General features: G+C 68.1%; 18 protein-coding genes. 15 read left to right on the top strand and 3 right to left on the bottom strand.

Annotated features, from left to right (window positions below; genetic code table 11):
• Window positions 1-42: 42 nt before the first annotated feature.
• Both HNO51_RS16120 and HNO51_RS16115 read left to right on the top strand, forming a co-directional pair.
• Window positions 43-2,640 carry a TRAP transporter permease gene (locus tag HNO51_RS16120; RefSeq protein WP_234283698.1) on the top strand — a complete coding sequence of 866 codons (2,598 nt, stop codon included), beginning with the start codon at window positions 43-45 and terminating at the stop codon, window positions 2,638-2,640.
• Window positions 2,641-2,652: 12 nt separating this feature from the next.
• A complete protein-coding gene (locus HNO51_RS16115; protein WP_197448260.1) occupies window positions 2,653-3,081 on the top strand; it encodes a universal stress protein in 429 nt (142 codons plus the stop codon).
• Window positions 3,082-3,095: 14 nt separating this feature from the next.
• Here HNO51_RS16115 and HNO51_RS16110 read toward each other — a convergent pair whose 3' ends face one another.
• The gene (locus HNO51_RS16110; protein ID WP_197448259.1) at window positions 3,096-4,412 is read right to left on the bottom strand and encodes an NAD(P)/FAD-dependent oxidoreductase; all 1,317 of its coding nucleotides are present in this window, start codon (window positions 4,410-4,412) and stop codon (window positions 3,096-3,098) included.
• A 10-nt stretch (window positions 4,413-4,422) separates the two neighbouring features.
• Complete coding sequence (locus HNO51_RS16105; protein ID WP_197448258.1) at window positions 4,423-4,797, bottom strand: c-type cytochrome; 375 nt, start codon at window positions 4,795-4,797, stop codon at window positions 4,423-4,425.
• 233 nt (window positions 4,798-5,030) lie between these two features.
• On the opposite strand from HNO51_RS16105, the gene HNO51_RS16100 reads away from it, so the two are divergent.
• The 13 genes from HNO51_RS16100 to HNO51_RS16040 all read left to right on the top strand — a co-directional run bounded on the left by HNO51_RS16100 (window position 5,031) and on the right by HNO51_RS16040 (window position 20,450).
• Window positions 5,031-5,843, top strand: a complete 813-nt coding sequence (locus HNO51_RS16100) for a DUF2189 domain-containing protein (protein ID WP_197448257.1) — start codon at window positions 5,031-5,033, stop codon at window positions 5,841-5,843.
• Between the two features lie 115 nt (window positions 5,844-5,958).
• Window positions 5,959-6,480 carry a putative pterin-binding protein gene (locus tag HNO51_RS16095; protein WP_197448256.1) on the top strand — a complete coding sequence of 174 codons (522 nt, stop codon included), beginning with the start codon at window positions 5,959-5,961 and terminating at the stop codon, window positions 6,478-6,480.
• A gap of 27 nt (window positions 6,481-6,507) precedes the next feature.
• Window positions 6,508-8,691 (top strand): ATP-binding protein, encoded by a 2,184-nt coding sequence (locus HNO51_RS16090; protein ID WP_197448255.1) that lies wholly within the window; start codon window positions 6,508-6,510, stop codon window positions 8,689-8,691.
• A 212-nt stretch (window positions 8,692-8,903) separates the two neighbouring features.
• Window positions 8,904-8,975 carry a pyrroloquinoline quinone precursor peptide PqqA gene (pqqA, locus tag HNO51_RS16085; protein ID WP_010627037.1) on the top strand — a complete coding sequence of 24 codons (72 nt, stop codon included), beginning with the start codon at window positions 8,904-8,906 and terminating at the stop codon, window positions 8,973-8,975.
• A 69-nt stretch (window positions 8,976-9,044) separates the two neighbouring features.
• Complete coding sequence (gene pqqB / locus HNO51_RS16080) at window positions 9,045-9,974, top strand: pyrroloquinoline quinone biosynthesis protein PqqB (RefSeq protein ID WP_197448254.1); 930 nt, start codon at window positions 9,045-9,047, stop codon at window positions 9,972-9,974.
• A gap of 70 nt (window positions 9,975-10,044) precedes the next feature.
• Window positions 10,045-10,812: a pyrroloquinoline-quinone synthase PqqC gene (gene pqqC / locus HNO51_RS16075; RefSeq protein ID WP_197448253.1), complete on the top strand. Its 768-nt coding sequence runs from the start codon at window positions 10,045-10,047 to the stop codon at window positions 10,810-10,812.
• Window positions 10,809-11,084: a pyrroloquinoline quinone biosynthesis peptide chaperone PqqD gene (gene pqqD, locus HNO51_RS16070; RefSeq protein WP_197448252.1), complete on the top strand. Its 276-nt coding sequence runs from the start codon at window positions 10,809-10,811 to the stop codon at window positions 11,082-11,084. The genes pqqC and pqqD overlap by 4 nt, the downstream gene beginning before the upstream one ends.
• Window positions 11,077-12,228: a pyrroloquinoline quinone biosynthesis protein PqqE gene (gene pqqE / locus HNO51_RS16065; RefSeq protein WP_209537860.1), complete on the top strand. Its 1,152-nt coding sequence runs from the start codon at window positions 11,077-11,079 to the stop codon at window positions 12,226-12,228. Before pqqD ends, pqqE begins: the two co-directional genes overlap by 8 nt.
• A 114-nt stretch (window positions 12,229-12,342) precedes the next feature.
• Complete coding sequence (gene ercA, locus HNO51_RS16060) at window positions 12,343-13,506, top strand: alcohol dehydrogenase-like regulatory protein ErcA (protein WP_197448250.1); 1,164 nt, start codon at window positions 12,343-12,345, stop codon at window positions 13,504-13,506.
• A gap of 16 nt (window positions 13,507-13,522) precedes the next feature.
• Window positions 13,523-15,262, top strand: a complete 1,740-nt coding sequence (locus HNO51_RS16055; protein ID WP_209537859.1) for a PAS domain-containing hybrid sensor histidine kinase/response regulator — start codon at window positions 13,523-13,525, stop codon at window positions 15,260-15,262.
• A 172-nt stretch (window positions 15,263-15,434) separates the two neighbouring features.
• Window positions 15,435-16,583 (top strand): porin, encoded by a 1,149-nt coding sequence (locus tag HNO51_RS16050; protein ID WP_209537858.1) that lies wholly within the window; start codon window positions 15,435-15,437, stop codon window positions 16,581-16,583.
• Window positions 16,584-16,693: 110 nt separating this feature from the next.
• Window positions 16,694-17,890: a nitric oxide-sensing protein NosP gene (nosP, locus tag HNO51_RS16045; protein WP_209537857.1), complete on the top strand. Its 1,197-nt coding sequence runs from the start codon at window positions 16,694-16,696 to the stop codon at window positions 17,888-17,890.
• The gene (locus HNO51_RS16040) at window positions 17,877-20,450 is read left to right on the top strand and encodes a hybrid sensor histidine kinase/response regulator (RefSeq protein WP_209537856.1); all 2,574 of its coding nucleotides are present in this window, start codon (window positions 17,877-17,879) and stop codon (window positions 20,448-20,450) included. The genes nosP and HNO51_RS16040 overlap by 14 nt, the downstream gene beginning before the upstream one ends.
• Here the strand turns inward: HNO51_RS16040 and HNO51_RS16035 are convergent.
• Window positions 20,410-21,090: a response regulator gene (locus HNO51_RS16035; RefSeq protein ID WP_209537855.1), complete on the bottom strand. Its 681-nt coding sequence runs from the start codon at window positions 21,088-21,090 to the stop codon at window positions 20,410-20,412. The genes HNO51_RS16040 and HNO51_RS16035 overlap by 41 nt on opposite strands.
• Between the last annotated feature and the right edge of the window lie 190 nt (window positions 21,091-21,280).

The following is a 21,280-nucleotide window of genomic DNA, read 5'->3' as shown; positions in this document are numbered from 1 at the left end:
CGGGCCATCATCGAGGCGAAGCGATCGTGGGGCACGACGGTAATGACTAACGAAAATACGAATCCACAAAAGCCCGAGGTGGATCTCGAGGACATGGTGGCCTCGAGTGACAGCGGGGCGCGCAAGCCGCTGGGGGCTCCCGGCAAGCTGCTGGTCGGCATCGCGGCCGCGTGGTCGTTGTTCCAGCTCTGGATCGCCTCGCCGCTACCGTTCTTGCTCCGTTTCGGGGTGTTCAACGCGACCGAGGCGCGCTCGATTCACCTGGCCTTCGCCACCTTCCTGGCGTTCATGGCCTATCCGGCGCTCAAGCGCTCGCCCCGTGACCGCATTCCTCTGCAGGACTGGGTGCTCGGCCTGGTGGGTGCCTTCTGTGCCGCCTACATCTTCCTGTTCTACGCCGAGCTCGCCAACCGCCCCGGATCGCCGATCCTGCAGGACGTGATCGTGGGCGTGGTCGGCATCCTGGTGCTGCTGGAGGCGACCCGGCGGGCGCTGGGGCCGCCGCTGGCCATCGTGGCTTCGCTGTTCATCGTCTACTCGCTGTTCGGCCCCTACATGCCAGGCATCCTGGCCCACCGCGGGGTCAGCCTGTACGGATTGATCAACCACCAGTGGCTGACCACCCAGGGTGTGTTCGGCATCGCCCTGGGTGTCTCCACCAGCTTCGTGTTCCTGTTCGTCCTGTTCGGCGCCCTGCTCGACAAGGCCGGGGCCGGCAACTATTTCATCAAGGTGGCGTTTTCGCTGCTCGGCCACTACAAGGGCGGGCCGGCCAAGGCGGCCGTGGTGGCCTCCGGCATGACCGGCCTGATCTCGGGCTCGTCCATCGCCAATACCGTGACGACCGGCACCTTCACCATCCCCATGATGAAGCGGGTCGGTTTCTCGGCCGAGAAGGCCGGTGCGGTGGAGGTGTCGTCGTCGGTGAACGGCCAGATCATGCCGCCGGTCATGGGCGCCGCGGCCTTCCTGATGGTGGAGTACGTCGGCATCTCCTACGTGGAGGTGATCAAGCATGCCTTCCTGCCGGCCCTGATCTCCTATATCGCGTTGATCTACATCGTTCACCTCGAGGCGCTCAAGGCCGACATGCAGGGCCTGCCGTCGAGCAACCCGGTACGCCCCTTCCTCAACAAGGCGGTCGGCTTCCTGACCGGCCTGCTGTTGCTGATGGCGCTCTCGTTTGGCGTCTACTATGGCCTCGGCTGGCTCAAGCCGGTGCTGGGCGAGGCCACGCCCTGGGTGGTCGGGGTCATCCTGGCGATCGTCTACGTGGGCCTGCTCAAGCTCGGCTCGTTCTACCCTGAGCTGGAGCTCGATGACCCCACCTCCCAGGTGGTCACGCTGCCCCAGACCCGGCCCACGGTGATGGTCGGCCTGCACTACATCCTGCCGGTGGTCGTGCTGGTCTGGTGCCTGATGGTGGAACGCCTGTCGCCGGGGCTCTCGGCCTTCTGGGCCACGGTGTTCATGATCTTCATCATGCTTACCCAACGCCCCATCACCGCCCTGTTCCGCGGCCGCAGCCGCCTCGCGGCGGACGTCAAGGAGGGCTTCCTCGACCTGTGGGACGGCCTGGTGGCCGGTGCCCGCAACATGATCGGCATCGGCATCGCCACCGCCACCGCCGGCATCGTGGTGGGGGCGGTTTCGCAGACCGGCGTGGGCCTGGTGCTGGCCGACGTGGTCGAAGTCCTGGCCATGGGCAACCTGATGCTGATCCTGCTGCTCACCGCGCTGCTCAGCCTGATCCTCGGCATGGGCCTGCCGACCACCGCCAACTACATCGTGGTGTCGGCGTTGATGGCGCCGGTGATCGTGCTGCTGGGCCAGCAGAACGGCCTGATCGTGCCGCTGATCGCGGTGCATCTGTTCGTGTTCTATTTCGGCATCATGGCCGACGTAACGCCACCGGTGGGGCTGGCGTCGTTTGCGGCGGCGGCGGTCTCGGGCGGCGACCCGCTGCGCACCGGCTTTCAGGCCTTCTACTACAGCCTGCGTACCGCGGCGCTGCCGTTCCTGTTCATCTTCAATACCGACCTGCTGCTCATCGAGGTGGGCTGGCTGCAGGGCATCGTGATATTCATCATCGCGACGATCGCCATGCTCATCTTCGCCGCCGGCACGCAGGGCTACTTCCTGGTACGTAACCGCTGGTACGAGTCGCTGCTGCTGCTGCTGGTCGCCTTCACCCTGTTCCGCCCCGGCTTCTGGATGGATCGGATCCACGACCCCTACGAGTCGGTGCCGCCGGCGGACTTCGCCCAGGCGCTGGCGAGCGTGGACGACGGCAGCCAGCTGCGCGTGCAGGTGGCCGGCGAGGATGCCTTCGGCGATCCCCTGACGACCTACGTCCTGGTGCCGGTCCCGCGCGGTGACACCGCCGAGGAGCGCATGGAGCGGCTGGGGCTGGAGCTGATGACCGAGGACGACCGGACCCTCGTCGATTTCGTCGAGTTCGGTAGCACGGCCGAGGATCTCGGCTTCGATTTCGACCAGGAGATCGTCGAGGTGCTGGCCCCGGTGGATCGCTGGGCCAAGGAGTGGATGTGGCTCCCGGGCTTCCTGGTGTTCGGCCTGGTGGTAGTGCTGCAGCGTCGGCGGCGCCAGCAGCGGCCGACGACTGCCCACGCTGCTTGAGGAGGGGGAACGATGTACGAAAAGATACTGCTGCCGGTGGACCTCAACGAAGAGTCCTCCTGGGTCAAGGCGCTGCCCACGGCGCTGACCCTGTGCCGCACCTTCGGGGCCTCGCTGCACGTGGTGACGGTGCTGCCGGATTACCACATGCCGCTGGTCGGCTCCTACTTTCCTAGCGACTTCGCGGAGAAGGCGCACGAGGCGCTGTCGCAGGCGCAGCACCGCTTCATCCAGGAACACGTGCCCGACGACGTCAAGGTGCAGTCGGTGATCGTCGATGGCTCCCCCTGGGAGGCCATCGTCAAGGCGGCCAAGAAGCTCCAGGTCGACCTGATCGTGATGGCCTCGCACAACAAGCGCAAGTTCGCCGACTACGTGCTGGGCCCGAATGCCGAACATGTCGTGCACCACTCGAAGATGTCGGTGATGATCGTGCGCTGAGGCGCGCCGGGACATCAGGCCCTGGTGCCCCAGGTGTCCTGGCAGATCGCGTTGTACCAGCCGGTGGCGTATTCGGCCTCGAGGGCGCGGGTGGCTTCGGAAGCGCCCTGCGGGCTCAGGCCGCCGGCCCCTTCGACCTCGGCGATGGCGCCGTCCCGCACCCGATAGACGCCGACCTCCGAGATGCCGTACTCGGGCCCAACCAGGCTATAGCAGGCACTGGTCCAGTACGCTTCGGGAGCCGGGCGAGACGCCAGCGAGGCGACAACGGCCGCCGCCACGACCTTGGCCTGCGCATTGGCGCAGAAGGCCGACTTGGGCATCGGGTCGGCGGCCGCCGCATCGCCGATCACGAAGACGTCCTCGGCCCGTTGCGACTCGAAGGTCTCCGGCTTGACCGGTACCCAACCGGAAGCGTCGGTCACGCCGGCTCGCTCGGCGATCCCGCCGGCCTTCTGCGGCGGTATCACGTTGAGCACCTCGGCCCGCTGCACGCTGCCGAGCTCGGTCTCGACCTCGCGCCGCTCGGCATCGATCCGGGTCACGCGGCCGCCAGCGGAGCGCCCCACCCACTCGATGCGATCGCCATAGAGTCGCTCCCAGCCCTCCATGAACAGCGCCTGCTTGGAGAAGCCGTCCTTGGCATCGAGGATCAGTATCTTCGATTTCGGCTTGTAGCGGGTCAGGTAGCTGGCCACCAGGCTGGCGCGCTCGTAGGGAGCAGACGGGCAGCGGAAGGGGGCGGAGGGGACGACCATGACGAAGGTGCCACCGTCCTCCATGGCCAGCAGCTGGGTGCGCAGCAGTTCCGTCTGGGGGCCGGCCCGCCACGCATGGGGCGCCTTCTCGGCCGCTTCCTCGGTGTAGCCCTCCAGGGCGTCCCAGCGCATGTCGATGCCGGGGGAGAGGATCAGCCGGTCGTACTCCAGTTCGCGCCCGGTGGAGAGCCTGACGCGATGCGCGTTGGTGTCGGCGCTCTCCACGGTGGCATGGATCACGCGCACGCCGTAGCGGTCCTGCAGCTCGTCGTAGCCATGGGCGAGGGCGTCCATGCTGCGCAGCCCGCCCAGGTGCAGGTTGCTGAAAGGGCCGGTATGAAAGACTTCTTCGGGCGTGACCAGGATCACTTCGATTGCTGGATTGGCTCGCTTGAGGTACTTGGCCGCAGTGGTGCCGCCGAAGCCTCCGCCCACCACCACGACTTGACCGGCGTGCCGGTTGCCAATGGCGAAGGGCGTGACGCCGCCGACCAGCGGCAGCAGCGAGGCGGCCCCCAGGCGCTTGAGCCACCGGCGACGGTCGAGGTCAGGACGTAGGCAATCCTTTGTCATGGCGTGGGTCTCACTCCTGTGCTCCCTGTTCGGTTTCCCAGGCCTCGTCGGCCTGTGGGTCGATGGCGGAAAAATGGCCGGCCAGGGCAGCCAGTTCCTCGTCGCTGAAGCCCTTGGCGATACGGTTCATGACGGTGGCATCGCTCGCCTCGTCGCGCTTGAAGGCGAGCAGTCGCGCTTCGAGAACGGCGGCGGGCCTCCCGGCGATGGTCGGCACGCTGCCGGCCAGTCGTCCGTCGGTGCCGTGGCAGTTGGCGCAGGCGCCCGCCATGAGGGCCATCTGCTCGGTGGAGAAGGTGTCTTCGGCAAGGCTTGGGATAGCGCTTCCCAGCAGCGGCAGCACGCCGAGCAGCATCGCGATCGCCTCGTGAAGGGTCCGTTTCATCGGCAAGTTCCTGATGGATTTCCTCCCGTTGGACCACGCCTGCGAAGCGCACGTTCATGTCGAACGCACTCGGGGCAGGCTGGTTTGCGCGCTGCGTTGACAACATTGCGCGGCAGCCTTGAGCCCGCTCAACTACAGTAGAGGAGTACGAAGACAACAAGACGTCATCCGGACCTCCCGGCCGGAAAAACGCTCGCATCGTCCTTCTCATGGCGACCAAACGGGGTACGACAATGAATGCAGCCACAAGAAGTGCCGGACAGCCCTCCACTCCCAACGTCAAGATCATCATCAACCCGATCGGCATGGACAGGCCCAAGGCCTGGCTGTCGGCCGGCTTCGAGGACTTCCGTCAGGCCGCGGCGGTCAGCCTCGCCTACGGCATGTTCTGGGTCGGCCTGAGTATTGCCATCACGGCAGGTGCCGTCTTACTCGACCTGTGGCACTGGCTGCTGCCACTGGTGGCGGGCTTCATGTTCCTCGGGCCGCTGGTGGCGGTCGGCTCCTATGGCATCAGCCGTGCCCTCGAGGAGGGGCGCGCGCCGCACCTGGGCGACGCCTTCGGCGCCTGGCGCCCGCACGCGGGGCAACTGGCGATGATGGGCGTGATGATGATGATCTTCTTTCTCGCCTGGATCCGCCTGGCCACGCTGCTGTTCGCGCTCTTCTTCGGCTTCGAGGCGCCTGGGGCGGTCGAACTCTACGCCTCCCTGCTGACCACCCCGGACGGGCTTGGCCTGATAGCGGTGGGCACCGCAGTGGGGGCCGTGCTGGCCTTCGGCGCCTTCTCCATCAGCGTGGTGGCCATCCCGACCCTGATGGACCAGGACCTGACCTTCATGGAGGGCATCGAAGCCAGCGTGCGTGCCGTGGCGCGCAACTTCCGGCCGATGCTGCTGTGGGCCGTCATCCTGACCGCGTGCGTGCTGGTGGGAGTGCTGACCTTCTACATCGGTCTGGCGCTGATCCTGCCGGTGCTGGGGCATGCCAGCTGGCACGCCTACGAGGACCTGGTGCGCTGCGAACAGAAGGACGGGGAGGCGTGACGACGGGCCCGGCAGGGGGCGCGGCCCCCTGCCGTTGGTTAGCCAGTCGTTCGACCTGAACTTTTTCGGCGATTCGCGTAGGCTTGGGGCTTTGCAAAAACACGGAAGCCCCTCGATGTCTTCATTGTGGCCTGGTCGCGCCGTCTTGACCGTCAGCTTGTTTCTCCTGTCCAGCGTTGCCTTGCCGCTGATGGCGGAGCCGTTGCCACCCCCGCAGGGCGACGTGCTGCTCAGGGTGGTGGGCGATATCGAGCACCCCAACGTCGGTGAGGAGCTGCATCTTGATCGCGCGATGCTGAAGTCCCTCCCCCAGGGTGTGATCGAGACGAGCACCCCCTGGACCGAGGGCGTCGGCCGCTTCGAGGGGCCACTGCTGCGCGCCCTGCTGGAGGCGGCCGGCACCCGCAGCGACCATGTGCGGATCCGGGCGCTGAACGAGTACGAATCCGAGGTGCCGGTCGCCGACTTTCATGCCTATGACGTCATCCTGGCCCTCGAACGCGACGGGGAGCCCATTGCCGTACGTGACCTGGGGCCGATGTTCGTCCTCTATCCCTTCGACGAGCATCCGGAGTTGCTCAACGAAACCATTCGCCACCGTTCGGTATGGCATGTGGGCAGCGTCCATGTCCCCTAACCCCGATCCGACGCGAGGCATCGCCGCATGCTGCGCTACCCGCTACGACTGAAGCTGGGGGCGGCGGCGGCCCTGATGTTCTTCACCGCCGCCCTGGTGGTGGTGGGGCTGACCGCCTGGCGTCAGGAGCAGCTCCACCAGAGCGTGATCGAAGACGCGGCCTGGCACGCCTACAAGCTCGACCGCGACATCACCCAGCTGCGCAGCGACCTGGCGTTGCACACGGCCAATGTAAGCTCCCTGGAGGCGCTGAGACTGCGCTTCGAACTGATCTACAGTCGCGTCAATCTGCTGCAGCGCGGCGACATCAGTCGCGCCCTCGCCCAGGTGTCCCTGGCCGACCGGCTGCTGTCCGACCTGATCGTGCTCATTGACGACCTGGATCGCCTGCTCCAGGAGATCGCCCAGCTGGAAGAGGGGGAGCGCTGGGTATTGGCCGACCGCCTGGAGCGCGTGGGGGGGCTGACCGAGCAGCTGATCATCGCCGTCAACGGCCACCTGGCCGAGTCGGCGACCCATGATCGCAAGGTGCTGCAGACCCTCTATGCCCTGTTGCTGGCGCTGATCCTGGCCATGAGCCTGGCCGCCATGCTGGTGATCGTCTTTCTGGTGCGCGAGGCGCGTGACAATGCCGAGGCACGTCGCTCGCTGGAATCGCTGAGCCGCAAGCTCCAGTTCACTGCCCGCCGGGCCGAAGCCGCCAGCCAGTCGAAATCGGAGTTCCTGGCCACGGTCAGCCACGAGATTCGCACGCCGCTCAACGGCGTCATCGGCATGAGCGACCTGCTCCTCGATCAGCCGATCGACGCCCAGTCCCGCGAGTATGCCCGAACCCTGCACGTCAGCGCGGCGCGCCTGCTGGAACTGATCAACGACATCCTCGACTTCTCCAAGATCGAGTCGGGCAAGCTGGAACTCGAGCGGCGTCCGTTCCGCCTGGCTGCGCTGATCGACGACGCCTGCGAACTCTTCGCACCGCGCGCCCGGGGCAAAGGCCTGGCGTTGGTGACGCAGATATCGCCGGTCCTGCCCGAGTCGCTCATGGGGGACCCGACCCGATTGCGCCAGGTGCTGCTCAACCTTCTCTCCAATGCCATCAAGTTCACCGAGCAGGGCGAAGTGCGTGTCGAGGCGACGCTGAGTGCGCAGGGGCGACTGAACCTGGCGGTCTGCGATACCGGTCCGGGCATCCCGGAAGACAAGCTGGCCTGGCTCTTCGAACCCTTTCGTCAAGGCGATGCTTCGACGGCCAGGCGCTACGGCGGGACCGGGCTCGGGCTCGCCATCTGCCGGCGCCTGGCCGAGGCCATGGGCGGCGCCATTGGCGTGGATAGCCATCCCGGCCGGGGCAGCCGTTTTTGGATCGAGCTGCCGCTGGAGCCGTCCCACGGCGAGCATGAGCCGGAAACGCCCGAGCCGGCAAAGTTGGAGCCGGCGGTGGGCGTCAGGGTGCTGCTGGTGGAGGACGACCCGGTGAACCAGCAGGTGGCGGTGGCCCTGCTCGAACGCCACGGCTGCCACGTCAGCGTGGTGGAGAGCGGCAGCCGAGCGCTGGAACTGGCCGCCAGCGAGACTTTCGACCTGATCTTCATGGACGTGCAGATGCCGGGCATGGACGGCCTGGAAACCACTCGACGCTTGCGCGCGGCCGGCGGCTGGTGCGCCAGGGTGCCGATCGTGGCCATGACCGCAGGCGGGCCGGGCGCCGAGCGCGAACGCTGCCTGATGGCCGGCATGACCGACTACCTGGTGAAGCCGCTGCGGCGCGACGAGTTGGCGGCCTCGCTCCGGCATGGCTTGTCGGGGAGAGCACTGCCCGGCACATCGGACCCGGCGCCGGCCGAGGGCTCGCCGGACGGCATCGTGGATGAGGACGTGCTCGTCGAACTGCAGGAAACGCTGGGGGCGGAGGCGCTCGCCACCCTGTTGGCCGTGCATCGCGAGCAGCTGCAGCAGCATGCCGAGAATCTTCACGCCGCCTGGGAGAGGGACGACATGGCGCGGTTGGAGCAGGGGGCCCATCGCATCAAGGGCGAATCGGGCAGCCTGGGCGGGCGCCGCCTGGCCGGCATCGCCCAGCGCCTGGAACGATTTGCCCGCGCCGAGCAGCGTCGCGAGGCGGCGGCCGAACTCCAGGTCCTGCTGGCCAGTATCCCCGTGACCCTGGCGGCGCTGGAAGGCTGGCTCGAGGCTCGGCGGGAGGAGCGCTAGCCGGGCAGGGCCGGCCTCGGGGCTTCGGCCCCGGCGCTTCCTGCGTGCACCGGTCAGGAGGCGCGGCCCGACTTCCCGGTTGGCTCCAATGAAGGAGGCGGCCTCCCTCCAAAGTAGCGCCTCCCGAGTGCGCCTCGAATGCTTTACTGGGTTCGTGCCGTCGCCCCACGGCACGGCTGCCAATCACCCAGGAATCCAACAGGAGAGACGCCATGTGGACCAAGCCCAGCTTTCGTGACCTGCGCCTCGGTTTCGAGGTCACCCTCTACATCGCCAACCGCTGATCGGACTATCCGAACCGTGCCATTCATGAACGGGGCCGTACGGCCCCGTTCGATTCGGGGGGAGTCGCCATGCAGGTGCTCATACTCGGCTCGGCTGCCGGCGGCGGTTTTCCGCAATGGAACTGCAACTGTGACAACTGCCGTGGGGTGCGCCAGGGGCGCGTCGGCCTGAGCCCCAGGACCCAATCCTCCATCGCCGTCAGCATGGACGGCGAGCGCTGGCTGTTGTGCAACGCCTCGCCCGATATCCGCGCCCAGCTCAACGCCCATCCGGCGCTCTGGCCGACCCGTGGCCTGCGTGACAGCGGCATCGCCGAGGTGCTGCTCGTGGATGCCCAGATCGATCACGTCAGCGGCCTGCTGTCGCTGCGCGAAGGGTGCCCCTTCGACGTCTGGTGCACGCCTCGCGTGCATGATGACCTTTCCAGCGGCTTCCCGCTGTTTCCCATGCTGCGCCACTGGAACGGTGGGCTCGCCTGGCGCGAGATTCCGCTGGCGGACGCATGCGAGCGTTGCACCTTCCGGGTGCCGAGCTGCCCCGAACTCGAGATCACTGCACTCTCGCTGAGCTCCAATGCGCCACCTTACTCTCCCCGCCGCGGTTCGCCGGCGACCGGCGACAACCTGGGGCTGCTGTTCCACGACAGGCTGACGGGCGGCGCGCTCTTCTACGCGCCCGGCCTGGGAGAGCCGAGCGACGCGGCGCGGGCGCTGATGGCCGAGGCCGACTGCGTGCTGGTGGATGGCACCCTGTGGCACGACGACGAGATGGCGCGTCTGGGCATCACCGACGCCACCGGGCGCGAGATGGGGCATCTGGCCCTGGCCGGGGAGGGCGGCATGATCGCCGAGCTCGACGCACTGCCCGAGACGACGCGGCGCATCCTTATTCATATCAACAACACCAACCCGATCCTGGACGAAACCTCGGCCGAGCGCGCCGTGCTCGACCGGCACGGCATCGAGGTCGCCCACGACGGCATGCAGCTCACCCTGTAGCGGCCAGGAGCATCGTCGTCGCGCCGCTGAACTGAAGATAACAACAAGCCAGTACACATAGGGGCTCGCCATGAACATCGTTGAAACACCGACCGCCGCTGCGCTGACGCCCGAGGCTTTCCGCCAGGCCCTGCTGGCCAAGGGGGCCTACTACCATATCCATCACCCCTACCAGGTCGACATGGCCGAGGGGCGCGCCACGCCGGAGCAGATCCGCGGCTGGGTCGCCAACCGCTTCTACTACCAGGTGATGATCCCGCAGAAGGATGCCGCGCTGCTGGCCAACTGCCCCGATGCCGCCACCCGCCGCCGCTGGATCCAGCGCCTGCTCGACCACGACGGTCGCGATGACGACGCCGGCGGCATCGAGGCATGGCTGACCCTGGGCGAGGCGGTCGGGCTGACCCGCGATGAACTGTGGGCCCAGGAGCACGTGCTGCCCGGCGTGCGCTTCGCCGTCGACGCCTACGTCAACTTCGTGCGCCGGGCGAGCTGGCAGGAGGCGGCGATCTCGTCGCTGACCGAGCTGTTCGCCCCCCAGGCGCACCAGAGCCGGCTCGACACCTGGCCGGGTCACTACCCCTGGATCGACGAGGCCGGCTACGGCTACTTCCGCAAGCGCCTCAAGGAGGCCCGACGCGACGTCGACCATGGCCTCGAGGTGGCGCTGGCGGTGTGCACCACCGCCGCCGCCCAGCAGCGCGCCCTGGAGATCCTGCAGTTCAAGCTCGATGTGCTGTGGAGCATGCTCGACGCCATGACCCTGGCCTACCAGCTCGGGCGCCCGCCCTACCACAGCGTGACCGATCGGGCCGTGTTCCATCGGGGGGTGGCATGAACGCCTGCTCGGTGCCGGCGCTTCGCCGCGGCTGGCGCCTGCAGTGGGAAGCGGCCCAGGGCCGCCACGTGCTGCTCTATCCCGAGGGCATGGTGCAGCTCAACGACAGCGCCGGCGCGATTCTCTCACTGGTCGACGGTGAGCGCGATATCGCCGAGGTGATCGACGAGCTCAGCCGTCGCTACCCCGAGGGGGCAGGCGGTGAGCTCGCTCAGGACGTCATCGAGTTCTTCGACGAGGCCTTGCGGCAGGGCTGGATCGAATATGACTGACCGTACTCACACCGCTGCCGTCAACGGTGCCACCGGCGCCCCGCTGTGGCTGCTCGCCGAGCTGACCTACCGCTGCCCGCTGCAGTGCGCCTACTGCTCCAATCCGCTCGACTTCGCCGCGGTGAAGGAGGAGCTCGCCACCGAGGAGTGGCTGGACGTGCTGGCCCAGGCCCGCGCCATGGGCGCGGTGCAGATGGGCTTCTCCGGCGGCGAGCCGCTGGTGCGCCAGGACCTCGAGACCCTGGTCGCCGAGGCGCGCCGGCTCGGCTTCTATACCAACCTGATCACCTCCGGGCTGGGGCTCGACGAGGCGCGCATCGCGGCGCTGCACGCGGCCGGCCTTGACCATATCCAGATCAGCCTGCAGGCCTCCGACCCGGACGTCGCCGCGGCGGTGGCCGGCTCGCCCAAGGCCCACGCCAGGAAACTCGCCATGGCCCGCGCGGTCAAGGCCGCCGGTTACCCGATGGTGCTCAACGTGGTGCTGCATCGTCACAACATCGACGAGCTCGACGCCATCATCGCCCTGTGCGACGAGCTGGGTGCCGACGCCGTGGAGCTGGCCAACTGCCAGATGTACGGCTGGGCGCAGCTCAATCGCGAGGGGCTGCTGCCGAGCCGCGAGCAGCTCGAAACGGCCGAGGCCACCACCGCGCGCTGGCGCGAGCGGCTGGCGGCGCAGGGGCGCGACATGCGCCTGCTGTTCGTGGTGCCCGACTACTACAACGACCGTCCCAAGGCGTGCATGGGCGGCTGGGGGGCGATCTTCATGACCGTGGTGCCCGACGGCGCGGTGCTGCCGTGCCACAGCGCACGGATACTGCCGATGACCTTTCCCAACGTGCGCGAGCGGCCGCTGCGCGAGATCTGGTACGACAGCGAGGCCTTCAACCGCTACCGCGGCGATGGCTGGATGCGCGAGCCGTGCCGCCGCTGCGACGAGCGCCACCGGGACGTCGGCGGCTGCCGCTGCCAGGCCTACCTGCTCACCGGTGACGCCGCCGCCACCGACCCGGTCTGTTCGCTGTCGCCGGAGCACCACCTGATCGAGGCCGCCCGCCATCAGGCCGAGGCCGGCGAGCGCTCCGTTACCGGCCTGACCCCGCGCAACGTGCACGAGTCACGGGTGTTCTGCCGCCGGTGAGCAGTGGCTGCCCGCGGTGCGAGACGTTGAGACCATGGGTGTAGGGAAGCCGCCGGTGGCATCGGGTACTCTCAGCGATGACACCCATGACAACGACAACGAGGTACGGGCGCCATGTCGAGCAGCATCGCCCAGTTACGCAAGTTCGTGGCCCCCGAGATCATCTTCGGCGACGGCTCCCGTCACGCCGTCGCCAACTACGCCCAGACCTTCGGGGCGCACCGCATCCTGCTGGTCTCCGACCCGGGGGTGCTGGCCGCCGGCTGGGTCGCCGAGGTCGAGGCCGACCTGGCCGCCTGCGGCATTCCCTGTCACCGCTTTCTGCAGGTGTCGCCGAACCCGCGGGCCGAGGAGGTCATGGCGGGGGCTGCGGTCTACCGCGACTACGGCTGCGATGCCATCGTCGCGGTGGGCGGCGGTAGTCCAATGGACTGCGCCAAGGGCATCGGCATCGTGGTGGCCCACGACGGCCACATTCTCGACTTCGAAGGCGTCGACACCATTCGCGTGCCGATCCCGCCGCTGATCTTCATTCCCTCGACGGCGGGCACCTCGGCCGACGTCTCCCAGTTCGCGATCATCTCCGATCCCCAGCGGCGCATGAAGTTCTCGATCATCAGCAAGTCGGTGGTGCCCGACGTCTCGCTGATCGACCCTCAGGTCACGCTGACCATGGATCCGTTCCTCACCGCCTGCACCGGGGTCGATGCGCTGGTGCACGCCATCGAGGCCTTTGTCTCCACCGGTAGCGGGCCGCTGACCGACAGCCACGCGCTGGAGGCGATGCGGCTGATCAACGCCAACCTGGTGGCGCTGGTCGACAACCCCCACGATGGCGAGCTGCGCGCCCAGGTCATGCTGGGCAGCATGCAGGCGGGGCTGGCCTTCTCCAACGCCATCCTCGGCGCGGTGCACGCCATGTCGCACAGCCTGGGCGGCTTTCTCGACCTGCCCCACGGGCTGTGCAACTCGATGCTCCTCGAGCACGTGGTCGCCTTCAACTTCGAGGCCGCCCCGGAGCGCTTCACGCGGGTGGCGCAGACGCTCGGCATCGACTGCCGCGGGCTGTCGCAGAACATGGTCAAGCAGCGGCTTCTCGCCCACCTGGTCGAGCTCAAGCGGGCCGTGGGCCTCGCCGGAACGCTGGGCGGCGCCGGCGTGCGCAGCAGCGACGTGCCGTTTCTGGCCGAACACGCCGTGGAGGATCCCTGCATCCTGACCAACCCGCGGCGCTCCTGCCTGCGCGACGTGGCGGTGGTCTACGAAGAGGCACTCTAGCGCCCTGGGAGGCCTTGTGAAGAAACCCTCCGACCCCGATGGGCTCTCGGTCAGCGAGCTGATCGGCCTGGGCAGCCAGTCGGCGCGCAAGAGCTACTACCCCGAACTGACGGCGCGCATGGCCGAACTCGAGGCCGAGCGCAACCGCTACAAGTGGCTGTTCGAGAATGCCCTGCACGGTATCTTCCAGGCGTCGCTGAGCGGCGGGCTGCGGGCCGCCAATCCCGCGCTCGCGAGCATGCTGGGCGACGATGACGTGGCCGCCACCCTGGCCCGCTGCACCACCCTGGCGGCCCTGTTCGCCGATCCCGCGGATGCCTGCGAGGTGCAGCGGCGCCTGCTCGCCGAAGGCCGGCTCGTCGGCTACACCACCCACCTGCGCGGCGGCGGCGGGCGCAGCGTGCCGGTGGCGATGACGGTGGTGCAGAAGCCAACCTCGGACGAGGAGGTGGTGATGGAGGCCTTCGTCGCCGACATCACCGAGCGTGAGCAGGCGCGGCGCCGTCTCGAGCAGCTCAACGAGCAGCTCGAGGCGCGTGTCCAGGATCGCACCCGCGAGCTCGAGCGCCTCAACGACGAACTGCGCCAGGAGATCGCCGAACGCCGGCGCATCGAGGCCGAGCTGCGCGAGGCGCGCGACGCCGCGGAGCAGGCCAACCGCAGCAAGGATCGCTACCTGGCCGCCGCCAGCCACGACCTGCTGCAGCCGATGAACTCCGCGCGGCTGCTGGTGGCCACCCTGCTCGAGCGCCGCCTGGCGGGCGAGGTCCAGGACCTGGCGCAGCGTATCCACCTGTCGCTGGAGGGCGCCGAGGAGCTGCTCACCGACCTGCTGGACATCGCCCGTCTCGACCAGGACCGGGTCGAGCCGCAGCTCGAGCCCTTCGCCCTGCGCGACCTGACCGAGTCGCTGGCGGCGGAATTCTCCTCGCTGGCCGACAGCCAGGGCCTTGCGTTCCGGCACTGCGTTACCGACGCCTGGGTCGTCAGCGACTACCGGCTGCTGGCCCGGGTACTGCGCAACCTGCTCGCCAACGCCTGCCGCTATACGCGCCAGGGTGGGGTGCTGCTGGGCACACGTCGCCGCGGCGAGGCGCTCTGGATCGAGGTGTGGGACAGCGGCTCGGGCATCCCCGCGGATCAGCTCGGGGCGATCTTTCGCGAATTTCACCAGGTCGGGGCGCGCCACGCCCGCGACCGCAAGGGGGTGGGGCTGGGCCTGGCCATCGTCGAGCGCATCGTCGCGCGGCTCGAGCACGAGGTGACGGTGCGCTCCTGGCCCGGGCGGGGCTCCTGCTTCGCGGTACGGGTGCCGCTGGGGCCCTCGGGCCGCCAGCCGCGCCTGGCGGCCCCCCCTGCGCTGTCCGAGGCCGGCCTGAGTGGCTATCGAGTGCTGGTGATCGACAACGAGCCGAGCATCCTGGCCAGCATGCAGGACCTGCTCGGCGGCTGGGGCATGACCTGCATGCTGGCGCTGGATGCCGAGGAGGCGCTCGCCGCCTCGCCGCCGCCACCGGACCTCCTGCTGGTGGACCTGCATCTGGACGAAGGGCTGACCGGCGACGAGCTGGTGCGGTGGCTTCGCGAGCACTGGGGCCGCCCGCAACTGCCGGCGGTCATCATCACCGCCGAGCGCAGCGACGCCTGGCTGCAGCGCCTGCGCGCGGCTCGCCTGCCGTACCTGAACAAGCCGCTGCGCCCGGGCAAGCTGCGCGCCGTGCTCAGCCAGTTGCTCTCCAGCACCGGCGAGGAGTAGGGCCGCTGGGCCGATGTCCTGCTTCGGTAGCGGGGCGTAAGGCTTCGGTACCACCCACCAAGGCCAGCCGTCCTTCCCACCCATGAGGCATGGAGGCGAAGCAAGGCGCTCCGGATACTCCCTCCGGGGGCCGCAATCCGCGGTCCAGCAAGGAAAAAGGGAGAACAATCATATGCGTGCACAAACCCCGTTGGCGTTCGGCCTGGCCGCCATCCTGGCCGCCGCTGGCCACGCCGCCCAGGCGGACATCACTCTCTATGAGCGCGACAGCACCCGTTTCAGCGCCGACGGCTACATCAACGTCTTCTACGTCAATACCGAGGTCGATGCGGCCGATTCGCGCTTCGACCGCCGTCAGTCGCGGGTCAAGATGGGCTTCCTGCCCAACTGGATCGGCTTCAACGCCTCGCGCGAGGTCGGTGCACTGACGCTGGGAGCCCGCTCCTCCTTCTGGGTCACCATCAACGACAGCGACGACAACGGTACCGAGACCGGCATCGACGTGCGCCAGTTCTACGGCACCATCGAGGGCGACTGGGGCGAGGTGCTGGTGGGCAAGGATTTCGGCCTCTTCGCCCGCTCCAACATCTTCCTCGACCAGTTGCTCTCCGGCCATGGGCAGGTCAGCGACACCCTGGGGCTGGTCGATTTCGGCGGCGTCTCGTTCGGCAACATCGGCTCCGGCTACCCCTATCCGTTCCCCACCGCCCAGATCACCTATCGCACGCCCAAGGCCGGCGGTCTGCGCCTGGCCGCGGGCATCTTCGATCCGGTGCATACCGCCGACGAAAGCCCGCTGGGGCGGCGTTATGAAGAGGCACCGCGGTTCGAGTCCGAGCTCACCTGGGAAACCACCTTGGGCGGCATCGATGTCTATACCTGGCTGAACGGCCAGTACCAGACCTCCGAGAACAGCGACGCCGACGTGGAAGAGGTGACCTCGCGCGGCGTGGGCTACGGCGTTCAGGCCACCATGGGGTCGCTCACGCTGAGCGCGTCCGGGTTCAACGCCGAGGGGGTCAACGCCTTCTTCACCAACAACGTGGGCAACGCCGCGCTGCGCGAGGTGGACAGCGACGGCTACCTGCTGCAGGGCGGCTATCGCTTCGGCTCCAACCGCGTGGCGCTGTCGTTCGGCGAGACCGAGGACGAGCAGACCGGCCTCGAGTTCCGCACGCGAGGCCTGGCGCTGTTTCACGACATCAACGACTACCTGACCCTGGTCGGTGAGGTCAATCGACACGACATCGCCGCGCTGGACGGTGGCGGTGACGTCGAGCAGACCGACACCGTGGCGCTGGGCGTCACCATGTCCTGGTAGGTCGTCTACTACCTAGGTATGCCACTGGGTGCCAAGGACGCCACCCAAGTGGCATATCCCCGCCCCCGGGCGCTTCCTATACTTGAGGAGCCATTCACTGCGAGCGCCCCATGGATATCGAACTCCCCACGTCCTACGTCACCAGCCCGGACCGCCACGCGGCAGTGCTGGTCGCCCACAGCGGTTCTCGCGACCCCGACATGGCCGCCCAGGACCTGGCGAGCCGGCTGCTTCACCCCTGTCTCGGCGGCGTGCTGTTCTTCTGCTCGGCGGAGTACGACCTCGAGGCGCTCGGCCAAGCCCTGGAGCAGCATTTCGGCGGCGTGACCCTGTGCGGCTGCACCACCGCCGGCGAGATCACCGATGCCGGCTACAGCCGCGGCGGCATCACCGCCATCGGCTTCGACCAGCGCGACTTCGCCCTCGACCATGCGGTGCTCGACGACCTGGAGCAGGTCTCGCTGCTCGCCGCGCAGCAGCTCACCGATGGGCTCCTCGATCGTTGCCGACAGGCGGGCATCGCCCCGATCAAGGGCCATACCTTCGCCCTGACCCTGCTCGATGGCCTGTCGGCCAGCGAAGAGCGCGTGCTGGCAACGCTCAACGCGGCGCTCGGCAGCATCCCGCACTTCGGCGGCAGCGCCGGCGATGACAACCGCCTGGCCGGCACCCACGTCTACGGCAACGGGCGCTTTCGCACCGCCGCCGCGGTGGTGGTGATGATCAACACCCCGCTCGACTTCGAGGTGTTCACCACCCACCACCTGCGTCCGCTCGACGACAAGCTGGTGGTCACTGCCGCCGACCGCGAGCATCGGCGCGTGATCGAGCTCAACGCCGAGCCGGCCGCCGAGGAGTATGCGCGACTGGTGGGGTGTCGGGTCGACGAGCTCGACGAGGTGGTCTTCGCCCGCCACCCGCTGGCGGTACGCCTGCACGACCATGCCTACGTGCGTTCGATCCAACGGGTCAACGAGGACCTCAGCCTGAGCTTCTACTGCGCCGTGGAGAACGGCATCGTACTGACGGCCATGCGCGCCGCGCCCATTCTCGACGACCTGCGCGCCGCGCTCGACGACATCCGTGAGCGCCTGGGGCCGCCGCGGCTGGTGATCGGCTGCGACTGCTTCCTGCGCCGCCTGGAGATCGAGGCCGACGGCATCGGCGAGGCCGCCTCGGCGCTGCTGCGCGAGCAGCGCGTGGTGGGATTCAACACCTACGGAGAGCAGTGCAATGGCATGCACCTCAACCAGACCTTCACCGGTGTCGTCATCGGCCAGCTGCGACGGGGCCATGGCGTCCGTTGAGCGCGAGCGGGAGCTCGAACGCGAGATCGCCAAGCTCAAGCGCATCAACGCGGCGCTGATCGAGCGCGTCGAGGCCAGCAACCTGCCGCGCAGTGCACCCTACGCCGCCTTCGAACACGCCGTGCTGCTCGCCGAGCAGGTGCGCGAGCGCACCCAGGCGCTCAACCAGACCACCCACGAGCTGCGTGCCAGCAACCGGCTGCTGGCCGAGGCGCGTGAGCGGGCGGAAGCCGCCGGCCAGTACCTGGCCGATGCCATCGAGAGCATCACCGACGCCTTCGTGCTGTTCGATGCCGATCAGCGCATCCTGCGCTACAACAGCCGCTTCGCCGAATTCTGGCGTCCGGCCGGCATCCGTATCCGCCAGGGCATGCAGCTCGAGGACCTGCGGCGCCTGGCACTGAGTTCGGGGCTGGTGGTCAGCGAGCAGCTCGGCCATCGCGACCGGCGTACGATCTACCGGCTGCACAACGACCGCTGGGTGCAGGTGCATCAGCGCCCGACTCGCGGCGGGGGGCGCGTCTTCCTCTACGTCGACATCACCGAGCTCAAGCGCCACGAGCACGCCCAGCGCGAGCATGCCCTGGCGCAGAAGACCCGGCTGCTGCAGGCCACCATGGACAGCCTGTCGCAGGGCGTGGCCGTGGTCGCCGACAGCGGCATGCTGGAGATGTGCAACCAGCGGTTCCGCGAGCTGACCGGGCTGGCGGCGCTGGCGGTGCCGCATGATCTGGCGGCGCTGTGCCACCGCAGCGAGCTGATCGAGGCGGGCGACGCCCACGGCGTGACGCAGGCCTGCGAGCGGCATCTCGCCGACGGTCGCGTGGTGGAGGTGCGTGGCCATGCGATGCCCGGCGGCGGCCAGGTGCTGACCTTTACCGACGTTACCGAGCGCATTCGCCATGCCGAGACGCTGCGCGAGCGTGAGCACTGGATTCGCACCATCACCGACGAGCTGCCGGCGATGATCGCCTATCTCGACCGCGACCTGCGCTACGTGTTCACCAACCGCGTCTACGAGGAGTGGTACGGCTGGCCGCGAGATCTGCTGCTGGGCGGTGAGCTCGAGGCTCTGCACAGCGCCGAACACTGCGCCCAGCTGCGCCCCTACCTGACCCGAGCGCTGGCCGGCGAGAGCGTCTCCTTCGAGTTCCCCGAAGTCAGCGGCAGCGGCGAGCGGCGGGTGCTGCTGCGCGCCTACGTGCCCCATTTCGACGGCGACGGCGAGGTGATCGGGCTGTTCGTGCTGATCCGCGACATCACCGAGCGGCGACGCACTGCCGAGGCGCTGCACCAGGCCTACCAGAACCTGGAGCAGCGTGTGCGTGAGCGTACCGTCGAGCTGACACAGGTCAACGGCCAGCTGCGCGAGGAGATCGCCGAACGCGCCGCGATCGAGCAGCGCCTGCGCGAGGCCAAGGCGGAAGCCGAGGCGGCCAACCTGTCGAAGACCAAGTTCCTCGCCGCGGTCAGCCACGACCTGCTGCAGCCGCTCAACGCCGCCCGACTGTTCATCGGCGCGCTGAGCGAGCAGGACGTGGCGCCCGAACACCACGAGCTGATCGAGCAGGCCGGACGCTCGCTCAAGGACGTCGAGAGCCTGCTCGGTACCCTGGTGGACATCTCCAAGCTCGACGCGGGGGTGGTGACCCCCGACCCGGATGCCTTCGCGGTAGCGGAGCTGCTCGACGGGCTGGCCCGGGAGTACCGCCAGGTGGCGGCCAGCGAGGGGCTCGCATTTCACTACGTGCCGAGCAGCGCCGTGGTGCGCAGCGACATCCAGCTGTTGACGCGGGTGCTGCGCAACTTTCTCTCCAATGCCATTCGCTATACCCGCGAGGGGCGCATCCTGCTCGGCTGCCGGCGCCGCGCGACGGGGCTCGAGATCGTGGTGGGCGATACCGGCATGGGCATCGAGAGCGAGGAACTGGGGGCGATCTTCCAGGAGTTCCGCCGCTCCCACGCCGCCGGCCGACGCCAGGACCGCGGCCTGGGGCTGGGCCTGGCGATCGCCGACAAGATCTCGCGCATGCTCGACCATCCGCTGGGGGTGGCCTCGGTGGCCGGTCGCGGTTCGTGCTTCCGCGTGCTGCTGCCGTACGCGGAGCTGGCGCCACGCCGTCGCCCCGCCGTGGTGGTGGCGACCACGATCGCCGACGAGACGGTGCTGATGGGCAAGCGCATCTGGGTGGTCGACAACGACGCCGATATCTGTGAGGCGATGCGCGTGCTGCTGTCGCGCTGGGGCTGTGAGGTGTGGGTGGCCGACAGCGAGGCCGCCCTGGCGGCCCAGGTGGTGCCGGGCGAGACGCCCGCCGACGTGCTGATCGTCGACTATCACCTCGACGACGGCGACACCGGCCTGGCGCTGGCCGAACGCATCAACGCCCGGCGCCGCGAGCCGCTGCCGGTCATGGCGATCACCGCCAACCACAGCCACGAGCTCAAGCAGCGCATGCGCGAGCTCGGCTACGCCCTGCTGCACAAGCCGGTCAAGCCGCTCAAGCTGCGCGTGGCGCTCAGTCGTCTAGTCGCGGAGCACGCTTGTGAAAGACGCTGAAGTCGATGTCGCTGGCCGACAGGATGGCCTGGACCCGGTTGTTCACGCCGAGCTTGCGCAGGATCGCTGAGACATGCGCCTTGACCGTGGTCTCGGCGATCTCCAGGTGGTAGGCGATCATCTTGTTGGACTCGCCCCGGGTCATGTGCTCGAGCACCTGCAGCTGCTTGCGCGTCAGGGTCTCCAGCTGGCGTGCGGTCACCGTCGGCTCGCCGCGGCTGGTGCGCGCTGAGCCGCCGCTGGCGCGGATGATGTCCGAGGGCAGGTAGATGTTTCCCTCCAGGATCTGGGCGATGGCCTGGGTCATCTGCTCGCGCGGTGACGACTTGGTGATGAACCCGACCGCGCCGTAGGTGACCGCCTGCAGGATCACCTGCTTCTCCTGTTCCGCCGAGATGATCACCACCGGGATGGTCGGCGCCTCGTTGCGCAGCTGGATCAGCCCGGAGAGGCCGTGCACGCCCGGCATGTTGAGGTCCAGCAGGATCAGGTCGATGTCCTCGTGCTGCTGCGCCAGGGCCAGGGTCGATTCGAGATCCTCGGTTTCGAGGACCTCGGCATGCTCGAAGCCGTCGCGGACCACGCGACAGATGGCTTCGCGGAAGAGAGGGTGATCGTCGGCGATCAGCAGCTTGTACATGGGCAGGCCCCGAAGGTTGTCGTTGTAATGGTATACAGGCGCCAGGCCGCTCGTCACGGTCCGTCATTCTCGGATCCGAATGCCAGGGATGCACCTCGACGGGTCATGTTGCGTTCATTGAACGATAGGTATCACGCCGCAGGGAATGCCACCATTGTCTCAACGTGGCAGGTACCAAGGTACTATTCTG

The sequence above is a fragment of the Billgrantia sulfidoxydans genome (assembly GCF_017868775.1).
In the GTDB taxonomy this organism is placed as follows: Bacteria; Pseudomonadota; Gammaproteobacteria; order Pseudomonadales; family Halomonadaceae; genus Halomonas; species Halomonas sulfidoxydans.
This window is presented reverse-complemented; position numbering and strand designations above follow the sequence as displayed.

What these genes read in the sequence shown, in the direction of transcription:
- HNO51_RS16095 (WP_197448256.1), top strand. Translation starts at nt 5,959, where the DNA reads ATGTCTTCATTGTGGCCTGGTCGCGCCGTCTTGACCGTCAGCTTGTTT.
- pqqE (WP_209537860.1), top strand. Translation starts at nt 11,077, where the DNA reads ATGACTGACCGTACTCACACCGCTGCCGTCAACGGTGCCACCGGCGCC.
- pqqC (WP_197448253.1), top strand. Translation starts at nt 10,045, where the DNA reads ATGAACATCGTTGAAACACCGACCGCCGCTGCGCTGACGCCCGAGGCT.
- ercA (WP_197448250.1), top strand. Translation starts at nt 12,343, where the DNA reads ATGTCGAGCAGCATCGCCCAGTTACGCAAGTTCGTGGCCCCCGAGATC.
- HNO51_RS16100 (WP_197448257.1), top strand. Translation starts at nt 5,031, where the DNA reads ATGAATGCAGCCACAAGAAGTGCCGGACAGCCCTCCACTCCCAACGTC.
- pqqB (WP_197448254.1), top strand. Translation starts at nt 9,045, where the DNA reads ATGCAGGTGCTCATACTCGGCTCGGCTGCCGGCGGCGGTTTTCCGCAA.
- HNO51_RS16110 (WP_197448259.1), bottom strand. Translation starts at nt 4,412, where the DNA reads ATGACAAAGGATTGCCTACGTCCTGACCTCGACCGTCGCCGGTGGCTC.
- HNO51_RS16105 (WP_197448258.1), bottom strand. Translation starts at nt 4,797, where the DNA reads ATGAAACGGACCCTTCACGAGGCGATCGCGATGCTGCTCGGCGTGCTG.
- HNO51_RS16115 (WP_197448260.1), top strand. Translation starts at nt 2,653, where the DNA reads ATGTACGAAAAGATACTGCTGCCGGTGGACCTCAACGAAGAGTCCTCC.
- nosP (WP_209537857.1), top strand. Translation starts at nt 16,694, where the DNA reads ATGGATATCGAACTCCCCACGTCCTACGTCACCAGCCCGGACCGCCAC.
- HNO51_RS16035 (WP_209537855.1), bottom strand. Translation starts at nt 21,090, where the DNA reads ATGTACAAGCTGCTGATCGCCGACGATCACCCTCTCTTCCGCGAAGCC.
- HNO51_RS16040 (WP_209537856.1), top strand. Translation starts at nt 17,877, where the DNA reads ATGGCGTCCGTTGAGCGCGAGCGGGAGCTCGAACGCGAGATCGCCAAG.
- HNO51_RS16050 (WP_209537858.1), top strand. Translation starts at nt 15,435, where the DNA reads ATGCGTGCACAAACCCCGTTGGCGTTCGGCCTGGCCGCCATCCTGGCC.
- HNO51_RS16090 (WP_197448255.1), top strand. Translation starts at nt 6,508, where the DNA reads ATGCTGCGCTACCCGCTACGACTGAAGCTGGGGGCGGCGGCGGCCCTG.
- HNO51_RS16120 (WP_234283698.1), top strand. Translation starts at nt 43, where the DNA reads ATGACTAACGAAAATACGAATCCACAAAAGCCCGAGGTGGATCTCGAG.
- pqqD (WP_197448252.1), top strand. Translation starts at nt 10,809, where the DNA reads ATGAACGCCTGCTCGGTGCCGGCGCTTCGCCGCGGCTGGCGCCTGCAG.